At 48.5% G+C, this 26540-nt stretch carries 23 protein-coding genes; 19 read left to right on the top strand and 4 right to left on the bottom strand.

The features are described from left to right. Nucleotides 1-47: 47 nt before the first annotated feature. Together J2Z28_RS09725 and J2Z28_RS09720 are read left to right on the top strand one after the other, a co-directional pair. The gene (locus tag J2Z28_RS09725) at nucleotides 48-773 is read left to right on the top strand and encodes a ThuA domain-containing protein (protein WP_211082254.1); all 726 of its coding nucleotides are present in this window, start codon (nucleotides 48-50) and stop codon (nucleotides 771-773) included. Between the two features lie 96 nt (nucleotides 774-869). Next, nucleotides 870-1976, top strand: coding sequence for a Gfo/Idh/MocA family protein (locus tag J2Z28_RS09720; RefSeq protein ID WP_047843312.1), 1107 nt, complete (start codon nucleotides 870-872; stop codon nucleotides 1974-1976). 168 nt (nucleotides 1977-2144) lie between these two features. On the opposite strand, the gene J2Z28_RS09715 is transcribed toward J2Z28_RS09720, so the two are convergent. Next, nucleotides 2145-2963 (bottom strand): SPL family radical SAM protein, encoded by an 819-nt coding sequence (locus J2Z28_RS09715; RefSeq protein ID WP_211082252.1) that lies wholly within the window; start codon nucleotides 2961-2963, stop codon nucleotides 2145-2147. Further along, nucleotides 2960-3544 (bottom strand): bifunctional transcriptional activator/DNA repair enzyme AdaA, encoded by a 585-nt coding sequence (locus tag J2Z28_RS09710; RefSeq protein WP_342357489.1) that lies wholly within the window; start codon nucleotides 3542-3544, stop codon nucleotides 2960-2962. The genes J2Z28_RS09715 and J2Z28_RS09710 overlap by 4 nt, the downstream gene beginning before the upstream one ends. Before the next feature lie 421 nt (nucleotides 3545-3965). Here J2Z28_RS09710 and J2Z28_RS09705 point away from each other — a divergent pair, with 421 nt between their 5' ends. The 3 genes from J2Z28_RS09705 to J2Z28_RS09695 are packed head-to-tail and all read left to right on the top strand — an operon-like array spanning nucleotide 3966 to nucleotide 6617. Beyond that, nucleotides 3966-4946: a Gfo/Idh/MocA family protein gene (locus tag J2Z28_RS09705; RefSeq protein ID WP_017688171.1), complete on the top strand. Its 981-nt coding sequence runs from the start codon at nucleotides 3966-3968 to the stop codon at nucleotides 4944-4946. Nucleotides 4947-4976: 30 nt separating this feature from the next. Continuing rightward, complete coding sequence (locus tag J2Z28_RS09700; RefSeq protein ID WP_211082243.1) at nucleotides 4977-5711, top strand: class I SAM-dependent methyltransferase; 735 nt, start codon at nucleotides 4977-4979, stop codon at nucleotides 5709-5711. Between the two features lie 12 nt (nucleotides 5712-5723). Continuing rightward, nucleotides 5724-6617 (top strand): NAD-dependent epimerase/dehydratase family protein, encoded by an 894-nt coding sequence (locus tag J2Z28_RS09695; protein ID WP_211082241.1) that lies wholly within the window; start codon nucleotides 5724-5726, stop codon nucleotides 6615-6617. Nucleotides 6618-6853: 236 nt separating this feature from the next. On the opposite strand, the gene J2Z28_RS09690 is transcribed toward J2Z28_RS09695, so the two are convergent. Beyond that, complete coding sequence (locus tag J2Z28_RS09690; protein ID WP_211082239.1) at nucleotides 6854-7870, bottom strand: LacI family DNA-binding transcriptional regulator; 1017 nt, start codon at nucleotides 7868-7870, stop codon at nucleotides 6854-6856. 412 nt (nucleotides 7871-8282) lie between these two features. Between J2Z28_RS09690 and J2Z28_RS09685 the strand changes: the two genes are divergently transcribed. From J2Z28_RS09685 to J2Z28_RS09625, 13 genes are all read left to right on the top strand, one after another. Beyond that, complete coding sequence (locus J2Z28_RS09685) at nucleotides 8283-10073, top strand: L-fucose isomerase (protein WP_211082237.1); 1791 nt, start codon at nucleotides 8283-8285, stop codon at nucleotides 10071-10073. A gap of 125 nt (nucleotides 10074-10198) precedes the next feature. Then, complete coding sequence (locus J2Z28_RS09680) at nucleotides 10199-11689, top strand: rhamnulokinase (RefSeq protein ID WP_211082235.1); 1491 nt, start codon at nucleotides 10199-10201, stop codon at nucleotides 11687-11689. A 70-nt stretch (nucleotides 11690-11759) separates the two neighbouring features. After that, nucleotides 11760-12422 carry a class II aldolase/adducin family protein gene (locus J2Z28_RS09675; RefSeq protein WP_211082228.1) on the top strand — a complete coding sequence of 221 codons (663 nt, stop codon included), beginning with the start codon at nucleotides 11760-11762 and terminating at the stop codon, nucleotides 12420-12422. Between the two features lie 250 nt (nucleotides 12423-12672). Next, nucleotides 12673-13401 carry an FCD domain-containing protein gene (locus J2Z28_RS09670; RefSeq protein ID WP_342357488.1) on the top strand — a complete coding sequence of 243 codons (729 nt, stop codon included), beginning with the start codon at nucleotides 12673-12675 and terminating at the stop codon, nucleotides 13399-13401. A gap of 41 nt (nucleotides 13402-13442) precedes the next feature. Next, on the top strand, nucleotides 13443-15491 hold the full coding sequence (locus J2Z28_RS09665) for a hydantoinase/oxoprolinase family protein (protein WP_211082226.1): 2049 nt from the start codon (nucleotides 13443-13445) through the stop codon (nucleotides 15489-15491). Beyond that, a complete protein-coding gene (locus J2Z28_RS09660; RefSeq protein WP_211082218.1) occupies nucleotides 15488-17461 on the top strand; it encodes a hydantoinase B/oxoprolinase family protein in 1974 nt (657 codons plus the stop codon). The genes J2Z28_RS09665 and J2Z28_RS09660 overlap by 4 nt, the downstream gene beginning before the upstream one ends. Before the next feature lie 68 nt (nucleotides 17462-17529). Further along, on the top strand, nucleotides 17530-18666 hold the full coding sequence (locus J2Z28_RS09655) for an ABC transporter substrate-binding protein (RefSeq protein ID WP_211082217.1): 1137 nt from the start codon (nucleotides 17530-17532) through the stop codon (nucleotides 18664-18666). 72 nt (nucleotides 18667-18738) lie between these two features. Continuing rightward, nucleotides 18739-19869 carry an ABC transporter ATP-binding protein gene (locus tag J2Z28_RS09650; RefSeq protein WP_211082215.1) on the top strand — a complete coding sequence of 377 codons (1131 nt, stop codon included), beginning with the start codon at nucleotides 18739-18741 and terminating at the stop codon, nucleotides 19867-19869. Further along, nucleotides 19866-20783 carry an ABC transporter permease gene (locus tag J2Z28_RS09645; RefSeq protein ID WP_076250386.1) on the top strand — a complete coding sequence of 306 codons (918 nt, stop codon included), beginning with the start codon at nucleotides 19866-19868 and terminating at the stop codon, nucleotides 20781-20783. The genes J2Z28_RS09650 and J2Z28_RS09645 overlap by 4 nt, the downstream gene beginning before the upstream one ends. Continuing rightward, complete coding sequence (locus J2Z28_RS09640; protein WP_211082213.1) at nucleotides 20776-21621, top strand: ABC transporter permease; 846 nt, start codon at nucleotides 20776-20778, stop codon at nucleotides 21619-21621. Before J2Z28_RS09645 ends, J2Z28_RS09640 begins: the two co-directional genes overlap by 8 nt. Then, on the top strand, nucleotides 21614-22831 hold the full coding sequence (locus J2Z28_RS09635; RefSeq protein WP_211082211.1) for a M24 family metallopeptidase: 1218 nt from the start codon (nucleotides 21614-21616) through the stop codon (nucleotides 22829-22831). The genes J2Z28_RS09640 and J2Z28_RS09635 overlap by 8 nt, the downstream gene beginning before the upstream one ends. Before the next feature lie 82 nt (nucleotides 22832-22913). After that, entirely contained in the window at nucleotides 22914-24101 is a 1188-nt protein-coding gene (locus tag J2Z28_RS09630) for an MFS transporter (protein ID WP_211082209.1), read from the top strand. An 85-nt stretch (nucleotides 24102-24186) separates the two neighbouring features. After that, nucleotides 24187-24537, top strand: coding sequence for a hypothetical protein (locus tag J2Z28_RS09625; RefSeq protein WP_036613800.1), 351 nt, complete (start codon nucleotides 24187-24189; stop codon nucleotides 24535-24537). A gap of 139 nt (nucleotides 24538-24676) precedes the next feature. On the opposite strand, the gene J2Z28_RS09620 is transcribed toward J2Z28_RS09625, so the two are convergent. Next, nucleotides 24677-25303, bottom strand: a complete 627-nt coding sequence (locus J2Z28_RS09620; RefSeq protein WP_211082207.1) for an FMN-dependent NADH-azoreductase — start codon at nucleotides 25301-25303, stop codon at nucleotides 24677-24679. A gap of 236 nt (nucleotides 25304-25539) precedes the next feature. On the opposite strand from J2Z28_RS09620, the gene J2Z28_RS09615 reads away from it, so the two are divergent. Next, a complete protein-coding gene (locus J2Z28_RS09615; protein ID WP_211082478.1) occupies nucleotides 25540-26478 on the top strand; it encodes a DNA-binding transcriptional repressor DeoR in 939 nt (312 codons plus the stop codon). Nucleotides 26479-26540 lie beyond the last annotated feature (62 nt).

The raw sequence follows: 26540 nt of genomic DNA, 5'->3' as shown, positions 1-26540 counted from the left end.
AATAGGGTTGAACACAACTAAACTAGGCGAAAGCGAGTGAATAAACGATGAGTAAAGCACTGATTGTATGGGGCGGCTGGGATGGACATGAACCGGAGCAGGTAGCAGCGATATTTGAGCGTATCTTGAAGGAAGAGCAGTTTGAGGTTGAAGTCTCAAATACGTTGGAGTCTTATGCGGATGCCGAGAAGCTGCTAGGTCTGGATCTGATCGTGCCGTTGTGGACAATGGGACAGATTGAGCAAGAACTCGTCAATAACGTATCAGCGGCTGTCCAGAGCGGTGTGGGCTTGGCTGGTCTTCATGGCGGGATGTGTGATGCCTTCCGAAATAATGTAGACTGGCAGTTTATGACGGGTGGACAATGGGTTGCTCATCCAGGCAACGATGGGGTGGAGTATATGGTGAACATGAAGCGTGGCTCTAGCCCGTTATTGGATCATATTGAAGATTTTCAGGTGAAAAGTGAACAGTACTACCTGCACGTAGACCCGGCAGTGGAAGTGCTGGCAACAACTCGTTTCCCAGTGGTGACTGGTCCGCATGCAGCGAATGGACCCGTAGATATGCCTGTTGTCTGGACGAAACGCTGGGGCGCAGGACGGGTATTCTACAACTCACTGGGACATCATGCAGACATTGTAGACATGAAACCCGTGACTGAAATGATGCGCAGTGGATTCAAATGGACAGCAGCAGGCAAAGAACTTGCCAAGAGTCGAGTAAGTGCATCAACCGAAGTGTACACAGGTATGGCGGACAACCAGAACTAATGAGATTGTAGTTTGATTGCAAACGTAACTTCAGTGTTAACCATTCATCCTCAATGGATAAACCATTTCTGATCCACGGCGAAGGGAGCCCCAGGTATGAAAACAATGAAAGTAGGCATTATTGGCTGCGGTAAAATCAGCGGTATTTATATGGAAAACTGTCACCGGTTCGAGGTGCTGGAACTTGTTGCTGTTGCGGATCTCGACCGTAAACGTGCCGAGGAGCAGGCAGCAGCCTATAACGTGCCTAACGTATACAGCGTCGACGAAATCTTGGCTGATCCCGAGATTGAGCTGATCATCAACCTGACGATTCCTTCCGTTCATGCGGATGTATGCTTGCGGGCGCTTGAATCTGGCAAACATGTGTATGTAGAAAAACCGCTCGCGGTTACCCGTGAAGAAGGGCAGGCCGTGCTCGAAACAGCGAAGCGTAAAGGATTGCTCGTGGGCTGTGCACCAGAAACGTTCTTCGGTTCAGGCATCCAGACTTCACTTCAATTGGTGGAGGAAGGGGTAATCGGCAAGCCGGTGGCGGCGACGGCATTTATGATGAGCCGTGGTCATGAGCACTGGCACCCAGATCCGGAGTTTTATTACGCGTCAGGCGGTGGGCCAATGTTTGACATGGGTCCGTACTATCTCACCGCATTGGTTCAACTAATGGGACCGATCAAGTCAATTGCAGGTATGACAGGTAAAGCCATGGAAGAACGGACGATTACGAGTGAGAAAAAGAGGGGTCAGACGGTTCCCGTCGAAATTCCTACTCATGTTACCGGTCTGTTACAGTTTGAACAGGGGGCCATTGGCACACTAATTACAAGTTTTGACGTATTTGGCGGAAGTGCATTGCCACCGATTGAGATATATGGCACGCACGGTACATTGCAGGTACCTGATCCCAATACCTTCGGCGGTCCAGTTCGTTACCGCTTGCTGGGTGAACATGAATGGACGGAAGTTCCGCTTCTCCCAGGATATCAGGAAAATACACGCGGCATCGGTGTGGCAGATATGGCCTATGCAGCACATAGTGGACGTGCACACCGTGCGAGTGGGGAACTGGCATACCACGTACTTGAGGCCATGTGGGCATTCCACGATTCATCAGATGAACAGACGTTCTACCAGATGAAAAGCTCGTGTCAGCGCCCGGCTGCATTGCCAGTGGATCTGCCATTGTATACATTGGATAAATAAGATAGCCATTATGCCTTATGTCATAACGAATAGCCCCTTTTCCTTCAAACAAGGAAAGGGGCTATTTTTTATTAAATCAAAAAAATCTGGGGATAACAGCGATCGGAAGGTTGTTCGGTCATTGGAGTGTCCAGTGTAAATATTCTTTAGTTCAACTTATATAGCCATTTATGGCTCAAATCCCGCCTGACTGATCCAAATCTCATCTTCGGCGAAATAGTCTTTCATCCGCTGAACTACAGTCTGATACGCATCTGGATGATACCAATGCTCCATCCCCACTTGCTGATAGAGCGACTCCATGCCGAGTCGCCGGGTTCGCTTGCCCTCGCTGCCATCGCCCATGAAATAATCGTCAATGCATACACGCTGAACCAGAGGTCTCAAGATGGCTACAAACTGTTCACTGCTGGGTAATACGGGAGCAATCGCAACCTGCGTGGGTATTCCGGCATCCCGCAACTGTTCCAGTGCACGTAATCGGCCTGCAATCGGGGGAGCGGAAGGACTGAAATGCTTGCGCATATCGTCTAGATCCGTCTCCACCGTCATGCTGACCCGAACCCGGTCACCTAACTGCTGTAGCAGATCTATATCCCGTGTAACGAGTGGACTGCGGGTTTGGACTAATACAAAATCGGGCGGATGCTGTACCATCGTTTCAAGCAATGAACGCGTGATACACTCCTTGTATTCGGCGGGTTGATACGGGTCGGTACTGGATGACATGAACAGAGTGACTTTTCCTTTGGTCAGGGCACGTTGCAACTCTTTGGCGAATACTCGGGAGGCCTCTTGTTTCACATCGACCCAGCTTCCCCAATCCTCTTTGCGAAATAAGGAGACAGGCATCTGTCTGACATAACAATAGGAACAACCGAAGGCGCAGCCTGTGTAAGGATTCAGCGTATGTGTATAGCCATTAAGGAACCCTGTCCCCTTGTTGAGTAACGTTTTGGGTACTTTGTAAGTAAGATTTGTCTTCATAAGTTCTCATGCCTTTCGCGGTAGTATGCAGGTGTGAGACCTGTGTGTTTGCGAAATACAGTAATGAAATAAGCTGAGTTAGGTATACCGACATGGCGGCCAATATCGGTGACGGTAAGTCCGGTATGTTCAAGCAACTTCCGGGCTTCGGTAATTCGTTTATCCTGAATATATTGAACCGGTGTGCGGCCTGTAATCCGCTTGAACACACGATGCAGATGATAAGGACTGCCATGACTTACGGTGGCAAGGACATCCAAGGTTAGAGGTTCGGCGTAATGCTGTTCGATGTAATCCGTGATCCCGTATATCCACTCCTGATCAGGTACACGCTCGCCTGTTGGTTTACAACGTTTGCAGGGTCTGAACTTTCGTGCCAAGGCTTCTTCAACATGTTGAAATATCAGCACATTTTCAGCTTTGGGTGCTCTGGACTTACAGGAAGGTCGGCAAAAGATCCCCGTTGTTTGCACACCGTAAAAGAACGTTCCATCATAAGAATTATCGTTGTGGATGATGGCATGCCAGTATTTTTCATCTATAGATTCGGGCAGTATGGTATCTTGATCTGGACTTTCCACGGTGATCACCTCATCTCTAATTATACCCTTGATTCGAAGGGATTGACGAAGTTTCAACTTAAAAAGCAAGATATCAATATCTGGGATAAAGTACCTTCCTTCAATCTGAACGAAATATGAGCTACAATATACAGGATGGTATACAGGTTATATAGGTTCAACTAAACTTTCTACACGAGAACGGAGAGGACAGAAATAACGTGAAGAAGCGAAGCGTTCGCCTAAAAGCTTTCTGAAAGAAAGCTGCTTCGGAAGCATACGCTATCCCCGGATTTTCCCTTTGAAGAAGGGAATTGAAAAAAATCTGGGGATAACAGCGATCGGAAGGTTATTCTGTCATCGGAGTGGTAAGTGTAAATATTCTTTAGTTGAACTCATATAGAACTCAAATGAAATTTACAGATGAAAGAGGTAGGTAGGCATGGTTCGTTTTGGCGTAGTGGGTACCAACTGGATTACAGAAAGGCTTCTTGAAGCCGCAGCACAGGTTGAAGGATTCAAATTAACCGCCGTGTATTCAAGAACTGAAGATAAGGCTACTGCATTCGCAGATAAATATGATGTTGAACACCGCTTCACCGATCTGGAAGAGTTGGCGGCAAGTGATGTGATTGATGCAGTCTACATCGCAACACCGAATACGGTTCATGCGGAGCAGGCTGAGCTTTTTCTGAGAAACGGTAAACATGTATTGTGCGAGAAACCTCTGGCTGCAAATAGCGCCGAAGTTCGGAGCATAATCGATACAGCACGAGAACACGAGGTTCTGCTCATGGAAGCGATGAAATCGACCCTTGTTCCCCAGTTCAAAATGGTGCAGAAGAGCCTGCATAAAATCGGTCCTGTCCGCAAATATGTAGCAGGATACTCTCAGTATTCTTCGCGTTACGACAAGTACAAAGAGGGGATTGTCCTGAACGCGTTCAAGCCTGAACTCGCTAATGGGGCGTTAATGGATCTCGGTGTGTATTGTCTCTATCCGCTGATTACATTGTTCGGTGCACCTAACCGGGTTCAATCCCAAGCGATGATGCTGGAATCTGGCGTGGATGGACAAGGCAGTGTGCTGCTGGATTATGATGGGATGGATGCGGTCGTTACATACTCCAAAATCTCCAACTCTCATGTACCAAGCGAAATTATGGGGGAACTGGGCAGCATCATCATTGACAAGATTGGCTCACCGGAACATGCAGAGATACGTTACAATGACGGTACGGTGGAGCAGCTCACAGTCGAACAAAACCATCCGGCGATGTATTATGAAGTGGAGGAGTTCGTGAATCTGGTTCAGGAAGGCAAAAAGGAGTCTGACATGAACACGTATGAACGCTCCTATGTGACGATGCAGGTTATGGATCAGATTCGGAAACAGATTGGGCTTGTGTTCCCTAACGATTGATTCAAAAACAGGAAAGGTAGCTGAGACGAGATGAGCAGAGATGAGCTGAGCAACCGGTCCAATGATTCTGGAGGTTTGGAACTGAAACAGATTGTTTTCATAGGAAGAACCTTCGAAGAATATATGAAGATGTTCAACTTAACGGTGGACGAGATTAATGGCAGGTCCATTCTGGATTGTCCAGGCGGTGCCTGTTCGTTTAGTAGCCAAGCGCGCAAATTGGGTGCCAACCCCATGGCCGTGGATATGGCCTACGAATACAAGATCGACGAGCTTGAATTAAAGGGATTCCAGGATATTGAGCATACGATGAAACAGATGGAACCGGTGCAAAGCATATATGTGTGGGATCAATTTGGATCAATCCAGGGGTTAAAGGAAGAGCGAACTCGTGCCATCACAGATTGCGTAGCAGATATGAAAATGTTTCCTGACCGTTATGTGGCGTCTGTGCTCCCGGATCTACCCTTTGCCGATGAACAATTCGATCTTACGTTATCCGCCCATTTCCTGTTTACGTATGCGGATCGATTGGATGTTGATTTTCATATTGCAACCATAATGGAGCTGCTGCGTGTGAGCAAACGAGAGGTTCGCATTTTTCCAACAGTTGATCTGTCTGGCGAACGTTACAAGCACATGGATGAATTAAAATTAATACTTGAAGAGCTTGGGTACACGGTATCCGAAGAACCAACAGCATATGAGTTTCAACGGAACGCTCACACCATGCTTCAAATTGTTAAACATAATCGAACAAGATAGGAGGTTTTTTGGATGAATAAAGTACTTATACTTGGGGGTACACGTTTTTTCGGTAAACGTCTGGTGGATCACTTGCTGTGGGAAGGGAAGTCTCAGATCACAGTCGCAACTCGTGGTAAAACGGATGTCGACTTCGGTCCCGAAGTGAATCGAATTAAGATGGATCGTGAAGACCCGGAATCACTGGCAGAGGTTGCGCAGACAGACATGTGGGATGTTGTGTACGATAATATTTGTTATTCACCGGATGCGGCGAAAGCGGCATGTGACGCTTTTGCAGGACGCACCAAAAGATACGTTCTGACATCCACACTATCAGTGTACGGTGATCCAAGACCTGGATTTAAGGAAACGGATTTTGACCCGTATACATATCCATTACAGTATGGGAGTGCGGAAGATTTTTCGTATGGAGAAGGCAAACGGCTTGCCGAGGCTGTATTTTTCCAGGAAGCGGATTTCCCGGTTGTGGCGATGCGCATTCCAATTGTACTCGGAATTGATGATTATACGAGAAGACTTCATTTTCATATTGAACATGTGCAAAAAGGAAAACCGATCGGCATGCCAAATCCGGATGCGGAGATTGGATTTATCAATTCCACCGAAGCGGCAAGATTTCTCGCTTGGCTTGGACATTCGTCCATTACCGGTCCGGTGAATGCAGCTTCCAAAGGTGCGATTACGTTGTCAGCCATGATACATCTGATCGAGACCGTCACGGGCATGCAGTCCCAGATCCTCACGGAAACGGTGAAAGAGGACATGTCACCCTTCGGAATTGAGCAATCATGGACGATGGAGACAACCAAGGCTGAACAAGCGGGATATACGTTCGAACCTCTGATGGAATGGTTCCCGGGACTCGTTCGTGAGGTCGCTTTAGCATTACAGTCTGAGCGGTAGAAATATCGGCTTGGATGGAACTGAATGAAACGACGAGCCTGAATGAACCAGACGAACCAAACGGCTCGAACGACGGATTGTTTCAGCGAATGAACTTCAAACAGGGTGCAGCCAGAGCGTAATCTCCGGTGCACCCTGTTCATGTTTTACATTTTTTAAATCTGAATTGAACCTAATCTAGATAAGTGGGGCTAATCATTTACACGATAATATTTAGTCAACTCTAGTGCTTAACTCTATTTTTGCTCACGTGGAGCAGTAGCTGAAGCCCGTATGCGCAGTTCTGATGGTAGAATGACGGTTTGGGCTTCGGAAGGGGCCTTGCCTTCAATCCGGTCAATCAGCATCTGTACACCCTGAAACCCAAAGTCATATGCTGGCTGTGCTGCTACAGTCAGGAAAGGATCGAAGGCTGAAGCCAGATCCAGATCGTCGAAGCACACAACAGAGATGTCTTCTGGTACACGCAGTCCTCGTTTGCGCAAAAGCCGAATGACCCCAATCGCCAGCATGTTGTTGGCGGCAAAAATGGCTGTTGGTTGATCCGGTTGAGAGAGTAGTTGATCCAGTCCTTCTTCATCGCTGAAATCCCGGTACCCGGTTCGAAGCACAAGCTCGGGATCGATATCAGCTCCGGCCTCTCGTAAACCCGCTATATAACCTTCCTCCCGCAGTCTGGCGGTAGAAACCTCCGAAGAACCATTGACCAGTGCAATGCGCCGGTGCCCCAATTGCACCAGGTATCGAATTAGCTCAATCGCGCCTTCCAGGCTATCTCCAGCAATGATATCTGACGTAATGCCAGGTACGGTGCGATCCAGAAAAACAAACGGAATGTGACGTTCCTGCAGCTGTTTCAGATGTTGGAGAGAACGATCTCCCGCTGGGGCAAAGAGTACACCATCCACACGAGTAGACAGAATCGCATCTACATAATCCTTTTCCTTTTTGTAATCCTCGTCACTATTGCCGAATAAAAGACGGTACCCACGAAGATGGGCTGCATCTTCAGCACCACGCGCCAGTGTTGTATAAAAAGGGTTGGTAATATCCGTAATAAGCAGGGAGAGCATCTGGGTTCGTTGAAGCACAAGGCTGCGTGCATTGGAGTTCGGGATGTAACCCAGTTCGTCGATCACCTGTTGCACACGTTCACGTGTCGCGGAACTTATACGGCCTGTATGATTAATGACCTTGGAGACCGTCATGGCGGAGACGCTGGCTTTTTTGGCAATATCGTAAATGGTAATCATTAGGAATCCAACCTTTCCGCAACATAGTCTTACCATTCTATAGGATAATGCCAATTGACAGCAAGATAGGCCCATGCTATGTTAGGGTTACCGATAACCCTAAAGGGTACTGTACGTATTTACTACATAAACCATTTCGTTAAATTTGCTCATGCACGTTCCATTTTCTTGAATAGAGGAACTACATACATAGCTAATTAATGAAATGGTTTATTGGTATTTTTTCAAATATGTAAACGCATTCAACCCAAGCGAGGCTCTTGGCAATCTGTGTATGTAGCTCTTGTATGCCATTCGGGTATCGGTTCTATTTCCGTCATTATCTTATTCCAGTCACTGCACATGGATCAGACAGAAGGTTTCTCAATTCAACCCAAATTCTATGAAACGAATTGAAGGAGGACATTCCAGTATGACACATCAGGATTATCGTTATAAGCAGGCTTTCCCCAAGATTGGTATTCGTCCCACGATTGATGGAAGACGCAAAGGTGTTCGGGAATCACTGGAAGAGCAGACGATGCGGATGGCGACATCTGTTGCGGAACTGCTTGCAGCCGAACTACGTTATCCTGACGGCTCCGCGGTGGAGTGTGTTGTGGCCGAGACCTGTATTGGCGGAGTGGCCGAAGCGGCCGCAGCATCAGAATTGTTCAGCCGTTCGAACGTTGGCGTAACGATCACCGTGACACCATGCTGGTGTTATGGTACGGAAACGATGGATATGTCACCATCCATTCCTACTGCTATCTGGGGGTTTAACGGGACTGAACGTCCGGGTGCAGTCTATCTGGCAGCGGTACTTTCTGCTCATGCACAGAAGGGGATTCCTGCCTTTGGAATCTATGGAGAGGATGTGCAGGACGGCGGGGATACAACAATTCCCGATGACGTACGTGAGAAATTGCTCCGGTTCAGCCGTGCGGGTCTTGCAGCCGCAACCTTGAAAGGGCAAGCGTATCTGTCCATTGGATCGGTATCCATGGGGATTGCAGGTTCGATTGTGAACGATTCATTTTTCCAGGAATATCTGGGCATGCGCAACGAATATGTGGATATGAGCGAACTCACTCGTCGTATCGAAGAAGAAATCTACGATCCTGAGGAGTATAAGCTCGCACTGGCCTGGGTGAAGGAGAATTGTAGCGAAGGTCCGGATAACAACGTTGCCCATCTGCAAACGGATCGCAAACGCAAAGAGTACGAATGGGAAACCGTTGTGAAAATGACCCAAATCGTGCGTGACTTGATGGCGGGCAATCCAAGATTGGCTGAGCTTGGTTTCACAGAGGAATCGATGGGTCACCACGCAATTGTATCCGGCTTCCAGGGACAACGGCAGTGGACAGATCATTCACCTAACGGAGATTTTCTGGAGTCGATATTAAACTCTTCCTTTGACTGGAATGGCAAACGTGCACCTTATCTGGTTGCAACGGAGAATGACAGCCTGAACGGGGTATCGATGTTATTCGGTTCGCTGCTGACGCATACAGCACAGATCTTTGCTGATGTGCGTACGTATTGGAGCCCGGATTCAGTACAACGTGTGACGGGGCACCAGTTGGAAGGAAACGCGAAGGACGGCATCCTGCATCTGATCAACTCTGGTTCGGCAGCCTTGGATGGCACTGGGCAACAGTCCAGAGAGGGTAAGCCTGTACTCAAGCCATTCTGGGAAATTACAGATGAGGAAGTACAGGACTGCCTAAAAGCAACATCATGGAGACCGGCATCCGTAGAGTATTTCCGTGGGGGCGGCTATTCAGCGGATTTCCTGACCAAAGGTGGCATGCCTGTAACGATGACACGTCTGAATCTGGTCAAAGGACTGGGTCCAGTGTTGCAAATTGCTCAGGGTTACACGGTTGATCTGCCTGAAGATGTGCATGATACGCTGGATCAGCGGACAGATCCAACCTGGCCATCCACCTGGTTTGCACCTGTTCTAACCGGATCAGGAGCGTTTACTTCCGTATACGAAGTCATGAATCAATGGGGCGCCAACCATGGCTCCATCTCGTATGGACACATCGGTGCTGATCTGATTACGCTGGCTTCCATGCTTCGCATTCCGGTAAATATGCATAATGTACCTGAAACGGAAATTTTCCGTCCGCGTGCATGGGGATTATTCGGCACAAGTGAGCCGGAGAGTGCAGATTACCGTGCTTGCAGTGTATTTGGTCCGTTGTATCGTTAAAATAAAGTTCCATTCCTGTCAAACGCCATGTTCCTTATGAAATGAAGGTAACATGGCGTTCTCTTGAAAGCTGTCTTCAGAACTCGAATACGGCTTATCGCGTAGAGTTAAGGAGGCTTGAAAGAATGGGCGACAAAGCAACACATGTGCTTGCTGCCGATTACGGTGCCGGTAGTGGCCGCGTAGTCCGGGGTTCTTTTGATGGAAGCAGACTCTCGTTACAAGAAGTGCATCGATTCAACAACGAACCCGTGCAGCTGGGGGATGGATTGTATTGGGATTTCTTGCGACTTTTTCATGAATTAAAACAAGGCCTTGTGAAAGGGACGCAAGGCATCTCTCCATCGGTCCGTTCTATAGCAGTGGATACGTGGGGAGTGGACTATGGACTGGTGGATGGGGCGGGAAGATTATACTCGAATCCGCGGCACTATCGGGAAGCACGCAATGCACAGTGGATGGAAGAAGTACTGCACATGGTGAAAGAAGAAGAACTGTATGCCATGTCCGGCGTTTTGCCGCAGCAGATTAATACAGTATTCCAGCTACTAGGCAGTGTACGAGAGCAGGCCGAAGGTTTGCGTCCGGATGTGCGCATGTTATTTATGCCGGATTTATTTCACTATTATCTATCTGGTCAGCTGGCTTGTGAGTATACGATTGCAAGTACCAGTGGGCTGTTGCATGCAGGCGAGGCGCGTTGGAATGAACACCTGATCGGGCGTCTCGGTATGCCGGAAACATTATTTCCAAAACTCGTTCAACCGGGTACCGTGCTGGGCAATTTAACGAATGAGTTGTGCGCCGAGTTACGGACTGGACCGATGCAGGTAGTCTCTGTGGGCTCACATGATACTGCATCTGCCTTGGCAGCGATTCCCGCGATGGATTCGGACTTCGCTTTTATCAGCTGTGGAACTTGGTCTCTTATGGGTGTGGAGCGTGATACACCTGTATTGGATAACAGAAGTCGTGCATTGGGATTCACCAATGAAGGGACCGTGAATGGCAAAGTACGTACCCTGAAAAATCGTTCAGGCTTGTGGCTGCTACAGGAATGCAAACGGCAATGGGAGCGGGAGAATCAACCTTTTACACATGAAGAACTGATTCAACTGGCTACCTTGGTAGCGCCGCATCAAAGTTATGTATCGCCGGGAGATGGAGTGTATTTGGCGCCAGGAAATATGGCTGAACGAATACGGCAACAATGCAGTCTCAGCGGACAGACTGTGCCTGAAACGACTGGAGCGATTGTGCGCTGCATTCTGGAAAGTCTTGCACTGGAATTCAGACAGACGCTGGATGAACTGCAGTTGATTACAGGTACAAGACCTCGTGTCATTCATATGGTTGGTGGTGGTGTACACAATCGACTATTATGCCAGTTTACAGCCAATGCAGCTGGTGTCCCGGTGGTGGCAGGCCCGGCCGAGGCGACTTCAGCCGGGAATTGCATGCTGCAATTCCTTGCGCATGGAGAAGTGAGTAGCTTGGCCGAGGTACGGGAGGTCATGGCTGCTTCCTTTTTCCCCGAGACCTATGAGCCTGAGGATACAGAGCTGTGGCAGGAAGCTTATGAATACTACCAAAGTCTGAATCAAATCAAAAGGTAATGAACAGATTCAATGCAATGAGTATTGACGCAAAATGCTAAAAAGAAAAGTATGAGGAGTGGTGAGCAACATGTCTGATCAGCAAGTAAGGGAAGAGTTGACGAAGTATGCACGGAGAGCAGTTGCCCAAGGGTTGGTGGTAGGACCCGGTGGGAATCTGAGCGCTCGCTCTGGGGGAACGATGTTATTGTCTCCGAGCGGTTATGCACTTGAAGACCTGGAACCGGACGAGTGGATCGCTATTGATATCGAGACAGGGGCGACTAGCGCCGGATCGACTCGTCCGTCTTCCGAAGTATTGATGCATCTGTATAGCTATCGTGTGAATCCTGATATCCAAGCCATTGTGCATACGCATCCGGCATATACGATCGCACTCAGTCTCGTTTTCGATGAATTGCCACACTTGTTCCCTGATCAGTCGGCATTGGTGGGCGATATCGGATTCGTTCCATATGTTCTGCCAACGACGAAACAACTTGCCGATGCAGTCACAGCAAAGGTAAAAGAACATACGGCACTCATTCTCGTCAATCACGGATTGGTCACAACGGGTAAAAACCTCCGCGAAGCCTATTATCGCACCCAGGTGGTGGAAGAAAGCGCGAAGGTATATATGATCGCAAAGGCAGCCGGGGAACCCAAAGTGCTTACTGCCGAAGAATATAAGGAAATCCAATCCCTTGAAAGTGAAGCCTACCGTGTACAGTTGCTGCAACAACTCAAGTCCTGAAAAGATTGCTACGTTAAGGGCAGATTGCATCCTCCAGATAAACGCTGGAATAAAAGATGTGAAATGCTCTTTTTAATTTTAATTTTGAATTTAAAAGGCGCAGAGTATAGCTGAGGGAATAATTCGCACTATTTTGATGAGAATTGTTGAAATTGTGATGTCTGCAAGGTATACTAACGTTAATCATCAATGAGTAACAACTACGAAGAAGATTAAAAAAACAATTAAGTATCTAAGAGGGGTGAAATCAGTGGGTCCTGAGTTAAACGAAATGGAGTTGGAATACGAACTGCTGAAGCAGCTTCGAGACGCTAACGCTCCCATCGGGGCCAGTACGTTGGTTCATACTTTGGGCAAAACGTATGGTCTGAGTCAGGCAACCATCGGAAGAAGGCTTATGGAGATGGATGTTGAAGGTTTTACAGTTCTGGAAGGTCGCAAGGGAAGGACGTTGACCGATCAGGGTCTGGATCGAATGAAGACGTTGGAAAGAGATTTGCAGCAACAAAGCGTGAACTCACAGTTAATTCAGATGCTGAACCATTCCGGGGAAAAGGCTCTGCTAGATGTTCTTGTTGCCAGAAGGGCACTTGAGCGGGAGATCGCTTCCCTGGCAGCACAACGCGCCTCAAAAGAATACATAGTTCTGTTGCAAGCATCGATTGCAAACCAGCATGAATTGCTTTCCAAGAATATTATACCATACGAGGAGGACCGGGAGTTTCACAGATTGCTGGCTTATGCCGCGCAAAACCAAATTCTTCTGCATGCGGTTGAACTGGTGTGGGAGACAAGCCGCGATTTTCTGGAGACCGCGTATATTCGTAAGAGAGTAGGAAGTGAATTAGTTGTGGATCATCAGCACATTCTGGATGCTATTGTAGCGGGCTCTCCGGAGCAGGCTGAAGCGGCAATGGTGAATCATATCAACCAAATGATCGATGATGTCAAACGTTATTTCGCCATGCAAAACCAATAACATACCTTGGAATAAGACCCGGATATAAAGGAGTTGAGCTTGTGGACACAATCTACCGTTTAGGCATAGATATCGGAGGTACTTTCACGGATGCGCTGGTGATGGACCATCAGGGCAAGGTGATTGCGGCGCTGAAGACGCCATCGATTGCAGCAGCTCCCGAACAAGCGATTTTTAACGCACTGGATCAGCTCAAGGCGAGTGGCGTGAATATTCAAGAGATTGATCTTTTTGTGCATGGAACAACGCTTGGCGTCAACACGTTGATTGAGCGAAATGGCGGAGTTACAGGTCTGCTGGTCACTAAAGGATTCCGTGACATTCTTGAAATCCGCCGGTTGCGACTTGAGGATACAACCAATCTGTATGGTGACAAGACCGATGCGCTGGTACCGAGACATCGCGTTAAGGAAGTCGATGAACGGGTCATTGCGAGTGGAGGCATACTCCAGCCACTGAATGAGGAACAACTGTTGAAAGCTGTGGATGAGCTGGTGGAGGATGGCGTTACCGCTTTGGCGATCAGCTTTTTACATGCTTATGTGAATCCTGCTCATGAGCAGCTTGCGGAAGATCTGATCAGGGAGCGTTATCCGCAACTGTTCATCTGCCGAAGCAGCGCCATCTGGCCACAACAGCGTGAGTTCGAACGAACACTCGCAACGGCCATGAACGCTTATGTAGGTGAACGGATGGGGTCTTACTTCCTGCGTCTCCAAGAAGGGATTCAGGCATACGGCCTCAAAGCCAACTTGCTGTCGACCATGTCCAACGGTGGAATTATGACGGCTGCCAGAGCGGCTAATGAGCCGGTACGTACGCTTCTGTCCGGGCCTGCTTCCGGTGTAATCGCTGCGACCCATATTGCTGAACGAGCGGGCATTCATCAGGTCATCACATTTGACATGGGTGGGACAAGCGTTGACGTTGCCCTCATTGACAAAGAACCGAGTTATTCTTCTGAGAACAAGGTTGGAGATTTTCCTGTCATCATTCCTGCTGTTGATGTAACGGCTATAGGAGCTGGTGGTGGTTCAATTGCCTGGCTTGATTCCGTAGGCGTACTCAAGGTGGGGCCACGTAGCGCGGGAGCCAACCCCGGTCCGGCATGTTATCAGCGCGGAGGAGAAGAGCCGACAACCACAGATGCCTATCTACAGCTCGGTATCCTGCATGCTGACCGTTTCCTTGGCGGACAAATGCGTCTGTATCCCGAACTTGCAGAGCGTACTCTGAGCAATCTGGGAGAGAAGCTTGGACTGAATGCCGAACAGACTGCACAAGCCATTCTTGATGTGGCAACTGCCAATATGTACGCCCAGTTTTCTCCCCTCATGGCTCGCAAGGGCGTTGATCCCCGCGATTTTACGTTGCTCGCATATGGTGGAGCAGGCCCGATGCATGCTTTTCAGATGGCACGCGAGGTAGGTATCGACAAAGTGCTGATCCCGCCATCTCCGGGAACACTGTGTGCCATGGGCTGCACGGTTGCCAATCTCCGCAATGATTTCGTTCATACGTTACACAAAAGCACCCAGACTCTGGAGTCTGGTGAATTAAGCTCTCTTTTTGCTGAATTGGAAAACCAGGGACGTAGCTGGGTCGATGAGGAAGCCCGTGGTGGTGTCAAGCTGGACAATATTTATTGCCTATACAATGCGGATATGCGATATGAGGGACAGGCCTTTGATCTTGAGGTCACGCTGACATTGGAAGAAATTGAAGATCCCAAGAAGGCAGGGATTAAATTCCATACATCTTACCAAAACGTGTTTGGCATTAGTCAGCCAGAGGCAGAGGTTATGTTTGTAAGTCTCAGAGCGACCATTGTTGGTGTTTTGCCTACCCATAACAAGGTAGATTCGGCAAATTTGCCATTCGATGAGAGTGCAGCGGAAGAAAGGCTCATCACCTTTGACCATGTACAGCAGACAGCCAAGGTACTGAAAAGGAGACAGATTCCATCTGTGGATGCTCCCATCCCCGGGCCCATTATTGTGGAGGAATATGATACAACGATCTTTATCCCACCTGGATATAAGGTATACCGGGATGGCCACGGGAACGTGATTGGGGAGGTGGAAGCATGATCGGCGACAAGGTCTTTCTTGAGATTTTCAACAACCGGATTCAAGCTGCCGTGGAAGAAATGGCAAATGTCGTTCTGCGTACAGGATTCACCGCTTTTGTCAAAGAAACGGGCGATTTTGGAACCTACCTCTTATCTCCATCCGGGGAAACGTTTGGGTCACCGCTGGAGACGGGTTACAATCTGTCTCTGGGCATCCCTGCTGCTGCGACCATTAACAGCATAGAAGACTGGAAAGAAGGGGATCTCGTCATATGTAATGATCCTTATTCCACTAAAGGCATGGTCACACACCTTCCAGACATTCATCTCATCAAGCCTTATTTTCACGAAGGGCGAATCATTGCTTACGGCATGTGCTTTGTCCATTCATCCGATGTGGGCGGCAAGGTACCGGGGAGCGTATCTCCCAGCGCCTACGATATTCATATGGAAGGCATTCGAATTGCACCAGTCAAGCTGTATGAAGCTGGTGTTCTGAACGAGCAGATCCTGCGCATGTTTCTGGACAACAGCCGAATTCCCGAGCAAAATCTCGGCGATCTCAAAGCGCTTATGGCTGCATTGAATCGGGGAGAGCAGCGGCTTGAGGAACTCATTGCACGTTATGGCATGGAAAAAATTCAACATGGCATAGAACATTTGCTGGAATATGCCGAGCTGAAGGCACGTGCTATCGTGCAGGATATCCCGGACGGTTCCTATGACTTCTGGGACTACCTGGAGAAAGGCCCAGGAGGATATCCTATCCGGTTGCGCTGCAAAATGACGATTGCAGGCACTGACATTCATCTGGACTTTAGCGGCACCGATCCTCAGGTGAGGGCTTCCTTCAACATTCCTACACACAACCAACAGGGACATTACATGCTGGTGCCCGCACTTATTCGTTATTTCCGTACGCTTGATCCGACGATTCCGTGGAATTCGGGCATGATTCGTATGGTGCGAAATTACGCACCGCCTGCTTCCGTACTCAACCCGGAGCCGATGGCAGCTGTTGGGGCACGCGCCGGGACCTTTATTCGGCTGATGGACGTTATCACGGGTGCTTTGGGGAAAGCTCAGGGCAGTATGGTTCCCGCGGCAGGAGCTGGACAGGCCTGCATCGTCATGATGGCGATGACAGATGCATCCGATGGTAAGAAGAAGGTTGGTGTAATTCAGCCGATCTGCGGAGGTTCGGGAGCTAGGCCGATGAAAGACGGGATTGATGGCATGGATTTTGCGGTCGGTCATCTTCGGAATATACCTGCGGAAACGGTGGAATCCGAGATGCCTGTGTTGATCGAGCATTATGGTCTTCGTGCTGACTCGGCAGGTGCAGGTACCTTCCGCGGCGGAAGCGGAATTGACCTGTGCGTCAGAATTCTAACACCCGATACCGTGATGACGGCCAGAAATATGGAGCGTATGGAGTTCCAGCCTTGGGGCAGACTCGGTGGCGGCGTAGGTTCACATGGAGAAGCGATTCTTAATGCTGGACGTGCAAGTGAGGATCATCTGGGAAGAATTGATGAGTTGCTACTACAACCTGGAGAAACAGTTACGTTTCTTTCACAAGGCGGAGGCGGATATGGAGATCCCTATGAGCGTGATTCTCGTCTGGTTCTGGAAGATGTAAGAAGTGGGCTGGTATCCCCGGAGAAAGCCCTTGAGTTATACGGTGTTGTGATTGACGACCTGAAGCTGAACGAGAGCGATACCGAACAAATGCGAGTCAAGCGACCACGGCAGCAGGAGGAATTCGCCTATGGCAAGGCGCGGGAGCAATTTGAAGACATATGGAGCGATGAGATGCAGGTAACGCTGAATCAGGCCTTGCTGAATGCTCCGCTTGCACTGAGAGACTACCTGAAGCGTCAGACCATGGGCGTTGTAGAGGAGAAATATAAGGATTCCCTATCTGTAGATCCACGGGAGATATCGGGCATTATGGAAGGTTTACGCCAGCAAATAGGGTTGCATTGATCAAGTGTATAGAGACTATCTAGTTCTGTCTTTTCGGTAAAACCAACTACATGGATGGGGGAATTTGCATGTTTAAATCCAACAAAAAACGCTTTCTCAGCCTCGCCTCTCTGACACTGGCCGGTACGTTGGTGCTTTCCGCCTGCGGTGGAGCAGGCAGCTCGAGTAATACTGCCGGAGAGAGCGACTCTTCAGGAGCAAGCGGAGACAAAGTTAAGCTGACGATGTTTATCTGGGCTGGCTCCAATCAGGATGTCGTTCCGAAAGAAGTGGTCGCCGAGTATGTGAAAGAACATCCGAACGTTGAAGTCACCTTTGAGGAATCCTCCAATTCGGTAATGTACCCAAAGATGGTCGCAGGCAAGCAGGCTGATGCCAACAATCCGGTTGTTAACTTCGGTTACTTCAATGCAGATGCGACGGCAAAAGGCTTGAATGATGACATGTGGGAGCCACTTGATACCAGTATCGTTACCAATATCAAAGATATTCCGGAGTCCTTCCACAAGCCAGACAATAAAGGTGTGGTCTGGGGCGTTTCAAGCTTCGCCCTGGTGTATAACAAAGACCTGGTGAAAACGCCGCCTACCAGCTGGAACGATCTATGGGACAACGAGGAGTTCAAAGGAAAAACTGCGCTCTGGGACTACATGTTCTATTCCTATATCTCCCCACTTATTGCTGCCAAAGGACAAGAAATTGGCGCATCTTATGAAAATCCCGAGCCAGCCTTCCAGTTCTGGGCAGATCGCAGTGACCAGATTGGCACATTGGTTTCATCCAATGATCAGCTGAAGGCACTGCTGGAGTCAGGTGATGCTCTCATTGCCCCATTCAGTGCACAGGTTGCACAGACATGGATTGATGGCGGTTCTCCACTGGCCGTAGCATATCCGAGCGAAGGTGCTATTTCCTTCCCGTACACACTTCAGGTAGTGAAGGGCTCAACACCTGAGCAGACACGTGTTGCAAACGAAATTATCAACGAGTTGTTGAGCGCAGAGGCGCTGTCACAATATGCAGAAGCAACGGGTACGCCGGTAACCAGTACGACAGCTGCAGTTCCAGACAAGTACAAGGATGATCCTTCCTTCTCCGTGGAAACGCAAAGTAACGGCATTAATCCAGACTGGGATTTGCTTGCACAGAACAGCTCTTCTTGGAAGGAACTATGGGACCGACTCGTGAAAACAAAACTTCAATAAAAGGGGTGTTGCCAGGTACACAACAATTCCGGGTTCTGTTATGAACCTGGAATGGATGGGAGGGAATCAGAGATGAGCAGCGGACAAGAGACCATATCCATTGAAACAAGGGAAGTCACGAAGACTTATGGTGAGCGAGCCGCCGTTGATCAAGTAACACTCCAAGTGAAAAAGGGGGAATTCGTTTCCTTGCTTGGTCCGAGTGGCTGTGGCAAAACAACACTGCTTCGCATGCTTGGCGGACTTGAGCAGCCGGATCAGGGCACCATTATGCTGGGAGCTCGGGATGTTACTGGCATCCCGGCTTATGGACGCAATAGCAATATGATTTTTCAGCAGCTTGCGCTGTTCCCTCATATGGATGTATTCAACAACATTGCCTATGGGCTAAAGGTGAAGAAGTTACCAAAAGCCGATATCCAACGGCAGGTAGGTGAAATGCTTGATCTAGTCCAGCTCGGAGACTATGGCAGGCGTGCTGTATCCGAGCTGTCCGGGGGGCAGGCCCAACGCGTCGCCATTGCTCGCGCACTGATCAACAGACCCGAAGTGCTGCTGCTTGATGAACCTCTCTCGGCATTGGACATGCAGCTGCGTCTTAATATGCAGCGTGAACTGAAACGCATCCAGCGTGAATTCGGCGGAACGTTTATCTTTGTAACGCATGATCAGAGTGAAGCCATGAATATGTCTGACCGAATTGGCGTTATGCGCGATGGAAGGCTGCTGCAATACGCAACCCCTGATGAAATCTATGAAAGACCGACCGATAGTTTCGTGGCCAAGTTTATTGGAGATACCAATCTCTTTGAGACGGAAGTGCTGGGACATGATGTGAATGGAATTCGGGTGGAATGCTTCGGCAACCCATTACTGGTGAAAGTCAGTGATGGCAATGCTGTACCGAAAGCGGGAGCACGACATTCCTTATCGATCCGCAATGAGTATATTCGACTTGGAGAAGATGCAACTCATTGCCTGAACAAGCTGGATGGACACGTGATTGAAGCGGTGTATGGCGGAGCAAATATTCGATACAACGTGCAAATTTCTGAGGGTTTTCTAGTTCAGGCCAGTGTGCTGCATCAGCGGGGAGCCTCACGTTATAGTCCAGGTGAGCCGATACAGATTGGCTTTGATCCGGAGGACGCGCTCTTGTTATCCGAACCCATGCATGACCGTGTACAGAGGGCAGGAATATGAACCGGATCGCGGAACGGATCGTGAATCTGTATTCCTTTGGAAACCGCACATGGGTAACCCGGTTGCTGCTTCTGTTGCCTGCGCTTGCACTGATGGGCATCGTTTATCTTGGTGGGTTGCTGATCTTTGGCAGATATAGCTTTGATATGTATGAGAATGGAAAGCTTATTCGGGGCTGGGATTGGGGGGCCTATCGTGCGTTTCTGTCTGATCCTTATTATTGGAAGCTGATTGGCACAACGTTTCGGATTGCCTTCAAGGTTACGCTATGGAGTCTTCTGCTTGCCTACCCACTGGCGTATTGCATTGCGGGTCTAAAGAAACCTGGCATGAAGCAATTGTTGTTGCTGCTCACGTTTCTTCCGCTACTGGTCAGTGCGGTTGTGCGTTCTTACGGATGGCAGCTTTTGTTGTCCAAACAGGGCTTCATGAACTGGCTGTTCATCCGTCTGGGGCTAACCGAGGAAGGGTTCAGCATGATATACAACGAGACAGGTGTTGTCGTGGCCCTTGTCCATATTTTCCTGCCATTTATGGTCTTTCCGATCCTGAATGTACTGTCCCAAAGTGACGCTTCCTTAAAGGCAGCTGCTCAGGATCTGGGGGCGGGCAGCTGGAGAACATTCCTGACCATTACCCTGCCTTTATCGGCAAGAGGTATTGCAAGCGGGGTACAGATTGTGTTCACCCTATGCCTCACCGCGTTCACCACACCTCAACTGATCGGCGGGGGAAGAGTCATGACACTTCCGGTATTTATATACCAGCGAACCTTGGACACCAACTGGCCGATGGCTGCGGTTGCCAGCCTGTTTTTACTTGTGTCTTCCATTGTTGTTTCGTTGCTTGTGAATAAAGGAGCAGAAACGTTGATGTTCCGTCGTTCCCGTAAGGGTGGTCAGGCATATGGTTAAGTCGAACAGGGGCACCAAGCTGTTACTCTACATCTTTGTGGGTGCCGTAGCGATTTATTTGCTGCTGCCACTGCTGATGATTATGTTGACATCTGTAGGCTCAGGTTCAGCCAGCAAATTTCCCCCGGAAGGTCTCACCTTGAAATGGTATGCCAATCTGAGTGAGCAGACCCAGTTTCTCGATGCATTCAAGAACAGCCTTATTGCTTCTACAGGGGCGGTTCTGCTGGCTTTGATTACAGGTACGCTTGCTGCGCTAGCAATCGTGCAATACCCTTTCCCGGGCTCGGGTATCTTAAGGGCATTTTTTGTATCTCCGATGGTTATGCCAAAAATTACGCTAGGTATCGCATACCTGATTTTATTCTCGAAAATGCATATTGCAGGTGGATTGTTTGCACTTATTTTGGGTGAAGCGGTCATTGTACTTCCATTTGTGCTCACTATTGTGGGCAGTGCGTTAGCCAATCTGCACCCGGCTCATCGGGAAGCTGCCGCGGACCTTGGTGCAGGGCCGATGCGTATTTTTTTCACGATTACACTTCCACAGCTCCGACTATCCATGCTTCTGTCAGGGTCAATCGCTTTTGTCTTCACTTTAGATCAGGTCGAGGCTGCACTGTTGCTGCTCCGTCAGGACAGCTACACGTTGCCAATACAGCTATTCCTGTATATGGAGAAATGGCAGGACCCAACGATAGCCGTGGTATCTGTTGTTTTGATCGCGTTTGCGCTGGCTCTGTTTATCACGATTAAACTAGTTTTGCGCTCTGTACCAGGACTTGAAAGTTTGTTTGGTCGCAGGAAAACAAAAGGAGGTCTGGATCAAAATGAATAATTCACAGCATCTATCCCATAGCTCAGGTCTGAACCGGGAGCGGGCGGAAGAAGTGATGAAAACTCAGGGGCTAAGCGCCCTGATTGCAACTACTCCAGAGAACATTCACTATGTCATCGGGTCCCAGCTGCGTGCAAGCAACTGGACCATGCAGATTTATGCGGTTTTACCTGCCGACAGATCTGCAAAGCCTTGTATCGTCATTCCGACGAATCGGTTAGGCGTTGTAGCCCAGTTCGGTATTACGGGGGTAGATATATTTGCCTACAGTGATTTCTTCGTGGAAGGTTCAATTGAAGGCAAACCTTCCACTGACGACATTGATCTCTTTTATTCTCTCCTGCAAACGACGGTTATTCATCCAGGTCCTGTTGAAGCACTCAAGGCTGCATTAAAACAGCTTGAGATCGAATATCAGCCGATTGGAATCGATGAGATGCGGATCGCTCCCGATATTCTGACGAGAATCAAGGAGGAGGCTCCTGACAGACCGGTAATTCCTGCATATAAGCTGTTCCGAGAAATCCGTCTGGTCAAGACACCTTTTGAAATCGAGCAACTGCGTCAGGCTGCCCAATTAAATGAACGGATTGAACAGGAACTAATTGACCTGATTGCTGCAGGTGTTCATGAGAAGCAACTTGCCGATCATTATCGTCTGGCTGTGATGAGAGCAGGTGGAACTCCGGCAATGACAGCGGTAGGGGCAGGGCCACGTAGTGCGTTGCCACTCATCGAAAATTATTTTCATACGATTGAGACCGGAGATCAGATCCGTTTCGATCTTTGCCTACAGCTGGAAGGTTACTGGGGAGATACGGGCCGTACGGTTGTTGCAGGGGAGCCTACCGCCTGGATGAAAAAGCATTTTGATGCAGTCAAAAGTGGATGGGAGACGGCACTTGAAACGGTGCGCCCTGGCGTCAAGGCGTCGGAAGTATTCCATGCGGCAGTATCTCGCGTACAACGTGAAGGGATTCCGCATTACCGACGTCAGCATGTCGGACATGCCATCGGGTTGGAACTGTACGACGATATAACCCTTTCCCCGGGTGACCAGCGGATACTGGAGCCCGGTATGGTGTTATGTGTTGAGGTGCCATATTACGAGCTAGGTGCTGGTGGCTTCCAAATCGAGGATACAATTGTTGTAACGCCAGATGGTTATGAGTTTCTGACCCATATGGAGCGGAAATTGTTCACTAAATAACGATAGATGGAAGGCTTCACTGACCAGCGATCAGACCACAGTCGATCCAAGAAGCTTTCTTACTGGGAAAGTTGGAACATCCATGATTCAGCAGGGAACTAAGACGTTTCGTAACATTAGCCTTGCACTGTTCGCCGGAGGTTTTGTCACTTTTGCTTTGCTCTACAGCCTCCAGCCCCTGATGCCTGAGATTAGCAATGCATTCTCCATTACGCCGGCACACGCCAGTCTTACGTTATCCGTTACAACGATCGCCATGGCACTGACGATGCTGTTCATCGGGTCCTTGTCTGATTCTGTGGGCCGACGCTTTATAATGACAGCTGCACTGGTGATATCTTCTGTTATTGCTTTGCTCAGCGCATTCAGCCCGGGATATACGGAGCTTCTTCTGCTTCGTATTCTCCAGGGTGTGGCACTCGCGGGGTTGCCAGCGATAGCCATGACATATTTGTCAGAAGAAATTGAACCTAGAAGTCTTGGTTATGCTATGGGCCTATATATCAGTGGCAATTCGATAGGAGGCATGGCCGGCCGTTTCATCAGCGGTGTGGTGACAGATTGGTTCAGTTGGCGCGCTGCTGTGGGTTTCATTGGTATTCTTGGACTGTGTGCAGCCGTTATTTTTTGGCTTGTTATCCCGCCATCCCGTCATTTTGTCAAAGCTGCACCTGGATTCAAAAATCCAATACCTCTTTTGTGGTCACAATGTCGCAATCCAAGGCTGTTATGCCTGTATGGACTCGGTTTTCTCCTGATGGGGGGATTCGTGACCCTGTTCAACTATATCGGTTTTGAATTAACGGGTGAACCCTATCATCTGAGCCAGTCTATCGTTGGAAGTCTTTTTGTGGTATATCTGATGGGCACGGTAAGCAGCACCTGGATGGGCAGGCTGGCAGATCGGTATGGCAGGTCACATGTGCTTGGAATCGCGCTGGGAATTATTCTGGCTGGTGCAGTCTGTACCGTTCATCCAGCGCTTTGGGTCAAAATTATCGGACTCGCCCTGTTTGCCTTTGGTTTCTTTGGCGGTCATTCCATCGCAAGCAGCTGGGTTGGACTTGTGGCTATTCAGCACAAATCCCAGGCTAATGCGTTGTATTTATTTTTCTACTATCTTGGTTCAAGCGTAAGTGGAACAGGAGGTGGACTGCTTTACAGTCATTTTGGATGGATAGGCATTGTGGGGATGATCGGTGTGTATGTTTTGATCGGTTTTGTCTTGTGTAATTTGCTTGTTCACAGGTTGAAGGGACAGGCTACATAAATCAACTTTTTCCGACAGCTATTGCATATCCTAAAATACCGAGTATAATACTTGGTAAATAGACGAAAAGGGGATGCAATAAACGATGAAAACACATGCTGAATTGAACTCACTTCTTGTTGACGATTATCTGGATCTCCTGAACATTGCGAAACAGCTAGGTGATGACGAATGGAAAGATGCTATTCTGCAAGCATTGAAGGAAGAAGTCGATGCGAATCATCATCTGGATTCCAAAGAGGTAAGACAGGATTTATGGATTCAATTCGAAGGCATTAATGAACAAATGCATGATCTGTTAATGCAATTGAAGCATGCCGACAGTCCTGAGGAGAAAGAGCAGATTATTGAAATGATCTGGGGATTGAAAGTAGACCGTCATGCGATCACACGTAAACTTGAAACCATGAGCCGTGCCAGCGCTGGACATCAATAAGCTCTAGGTTGATTATACATTGAAAACCCGCGTGTTCCCTGGGATTATCTCCTGGGTCGCACGCGGGTTTTGTTTATGTTTTAATTGTTTACTACACTTTAAGTGAGTGTTCAAAAGCGGACTTTTTGAACTACTTCTATTAAAACTGTTTTGCGAAAGTAGTTGCCTGCTCGATAGCTTGTTGCTTGATTTCATCCGCACGATCTTTATATTGATTGTGCCCCTCAACAAAAATGCCATCAAGCTTCGGCACACCGAGGAATGACATGATAATGCTCAGGTAACGGTGACCGGATTCCATCTGAGCCGCTGGTCCTTCGGAATAAATGCCGCCGCGGGCTTGAATATGCAACGCTTTTTTGTCAGACAGCAGTCCAACAGGACCTTGTTCGGTATAACGAAATGTTTTGCCAGCTACGCAGATCGAGTCCACGTAAGCCTTCAGAATAGGAGGAAACGAGAAGTTCCACATCGGTGTTACAAAAACATATTTATCTGCTGAGGCAAATTGATCCGACAGTTCATTCAAACGGTTTACTTTGGTCTGCTCTTCGGAAGTCAGATCACTGCCCGATTGCAGTTTGCCCCAACCACTGAAGACATCCGCATCGATATGCGGAATATCCGAACGATACAGATCGAGGTGAACGACCTCATCAGAAGGGTGACTTTCACGATAAGCATCAATAAATGCTTTGCCCGTAGCCATGCTGAAGGAGGTTTCATGATCATGAGGATGGGCAGTAATATACAATAAGGTAGACATGTAGTTCTTCCTCTCTGTGCGATTAATGGGGTGAAGCGATCTTGGCAATGATGAAGCGACCGCAGTAGTATGCATCGTTTCCCCCGTTTTATACGTCAGAAAGGGATATGTATGGATTGATCATGATACTGAATTGGATGTTATATGGTGACCAGATACTCAATCCATGTATAATATACAGGACGAGTATTTATTTTCCAAAGACAATAGGATGAGTGAGATGAGCGCACATGGGAATGGATCTGGAGAAGCAACGATTAAGCATTGAAGCAGCGAAATTGTATTATCAGTCCGATTATAGCCAGCAGGATATTGCCGCAAGGTTAGGCGTGTCGCGTCCAACCGTATCAAGGTTACTTCAGTACGCGAAAGATCGCGGATACGTCCGGATTGAAATTATGGACCCGCTGGAGGATATCGACATCATTGCCGGAGAACTTAAGTCGAAATATGATCTGGATACGGCACTTGTGTGTTTTGCCCCATTGAAAAGTGATGAGGAAATACAGAAGCATATTAGCAAACGAGCAGCAGACTATCTTCAGGAGACGGTTCAGGATGCAGATATTATCGGGGTGACTTGGGGAACAACCATGCATGCCGTAGCACGCCAGCTTCGTCCCAAGCAGGTCAAAGGTGTCGAAGTCGTTCAATTGAAGGGGGGCGTAAGCCACTCCCATGTCAATACGTATGCCGCTGAGATTGTTCATTTGTTCGCTGAGGCATTCCATACGGTACCAAGGTATCTGCCACTGCCCGTTATTTTCGACAACATTGAAGTGAAAAACATGGTAGAAGCGGATCGGCATATCGGCAGAATCGTGGAACTTGGCAGACAGGCTAACATCGCGTTATTTACCGTAGGTACTGTGAAGGAAGATGCGTTACTGTTCAGGCTCGGTTACTTCAATGAAGAAGAACAACAATTGCTGATGAACTCCGGTGCAGGTGACATTTGTTCACGCTTTTTCGACGCGGAAGGTCAGTTGATCAGTGAAGAGATTAACAACAGAACCGTTGGAATTGATCTAGCCGAATTGAGAAATAAGGAAAAATCAATTCTTGTTGCCGGGGGACAACGCAAAATTGAAGCCATTCACGCCGCGCTCAAAGGTCATTACGCGAATATTCTGGTTACGGACCAGTACACAGCACAGGCATTACTGCGATTCTGATTTCAAATGGATATGGATGACAACATCTGCCACGCAAAAAGGGCGGATGTTTTTCTTTTTTA

It is taken from the genome of Paenibacillus xylanexedens (genome assembly GCF_017874615.1).
Lineage (GTDB): Bacteria > Bacillota > Bacilli > Paenibacillales > Paenibacillaceae > Paenibacillus > Paenibacillus xylanexedens.
The sequence above is the reverse complement of the archived record's forward strand: the minus strand, read 5'-3'. Positions and strand labels throughout refer to the sequence as shown.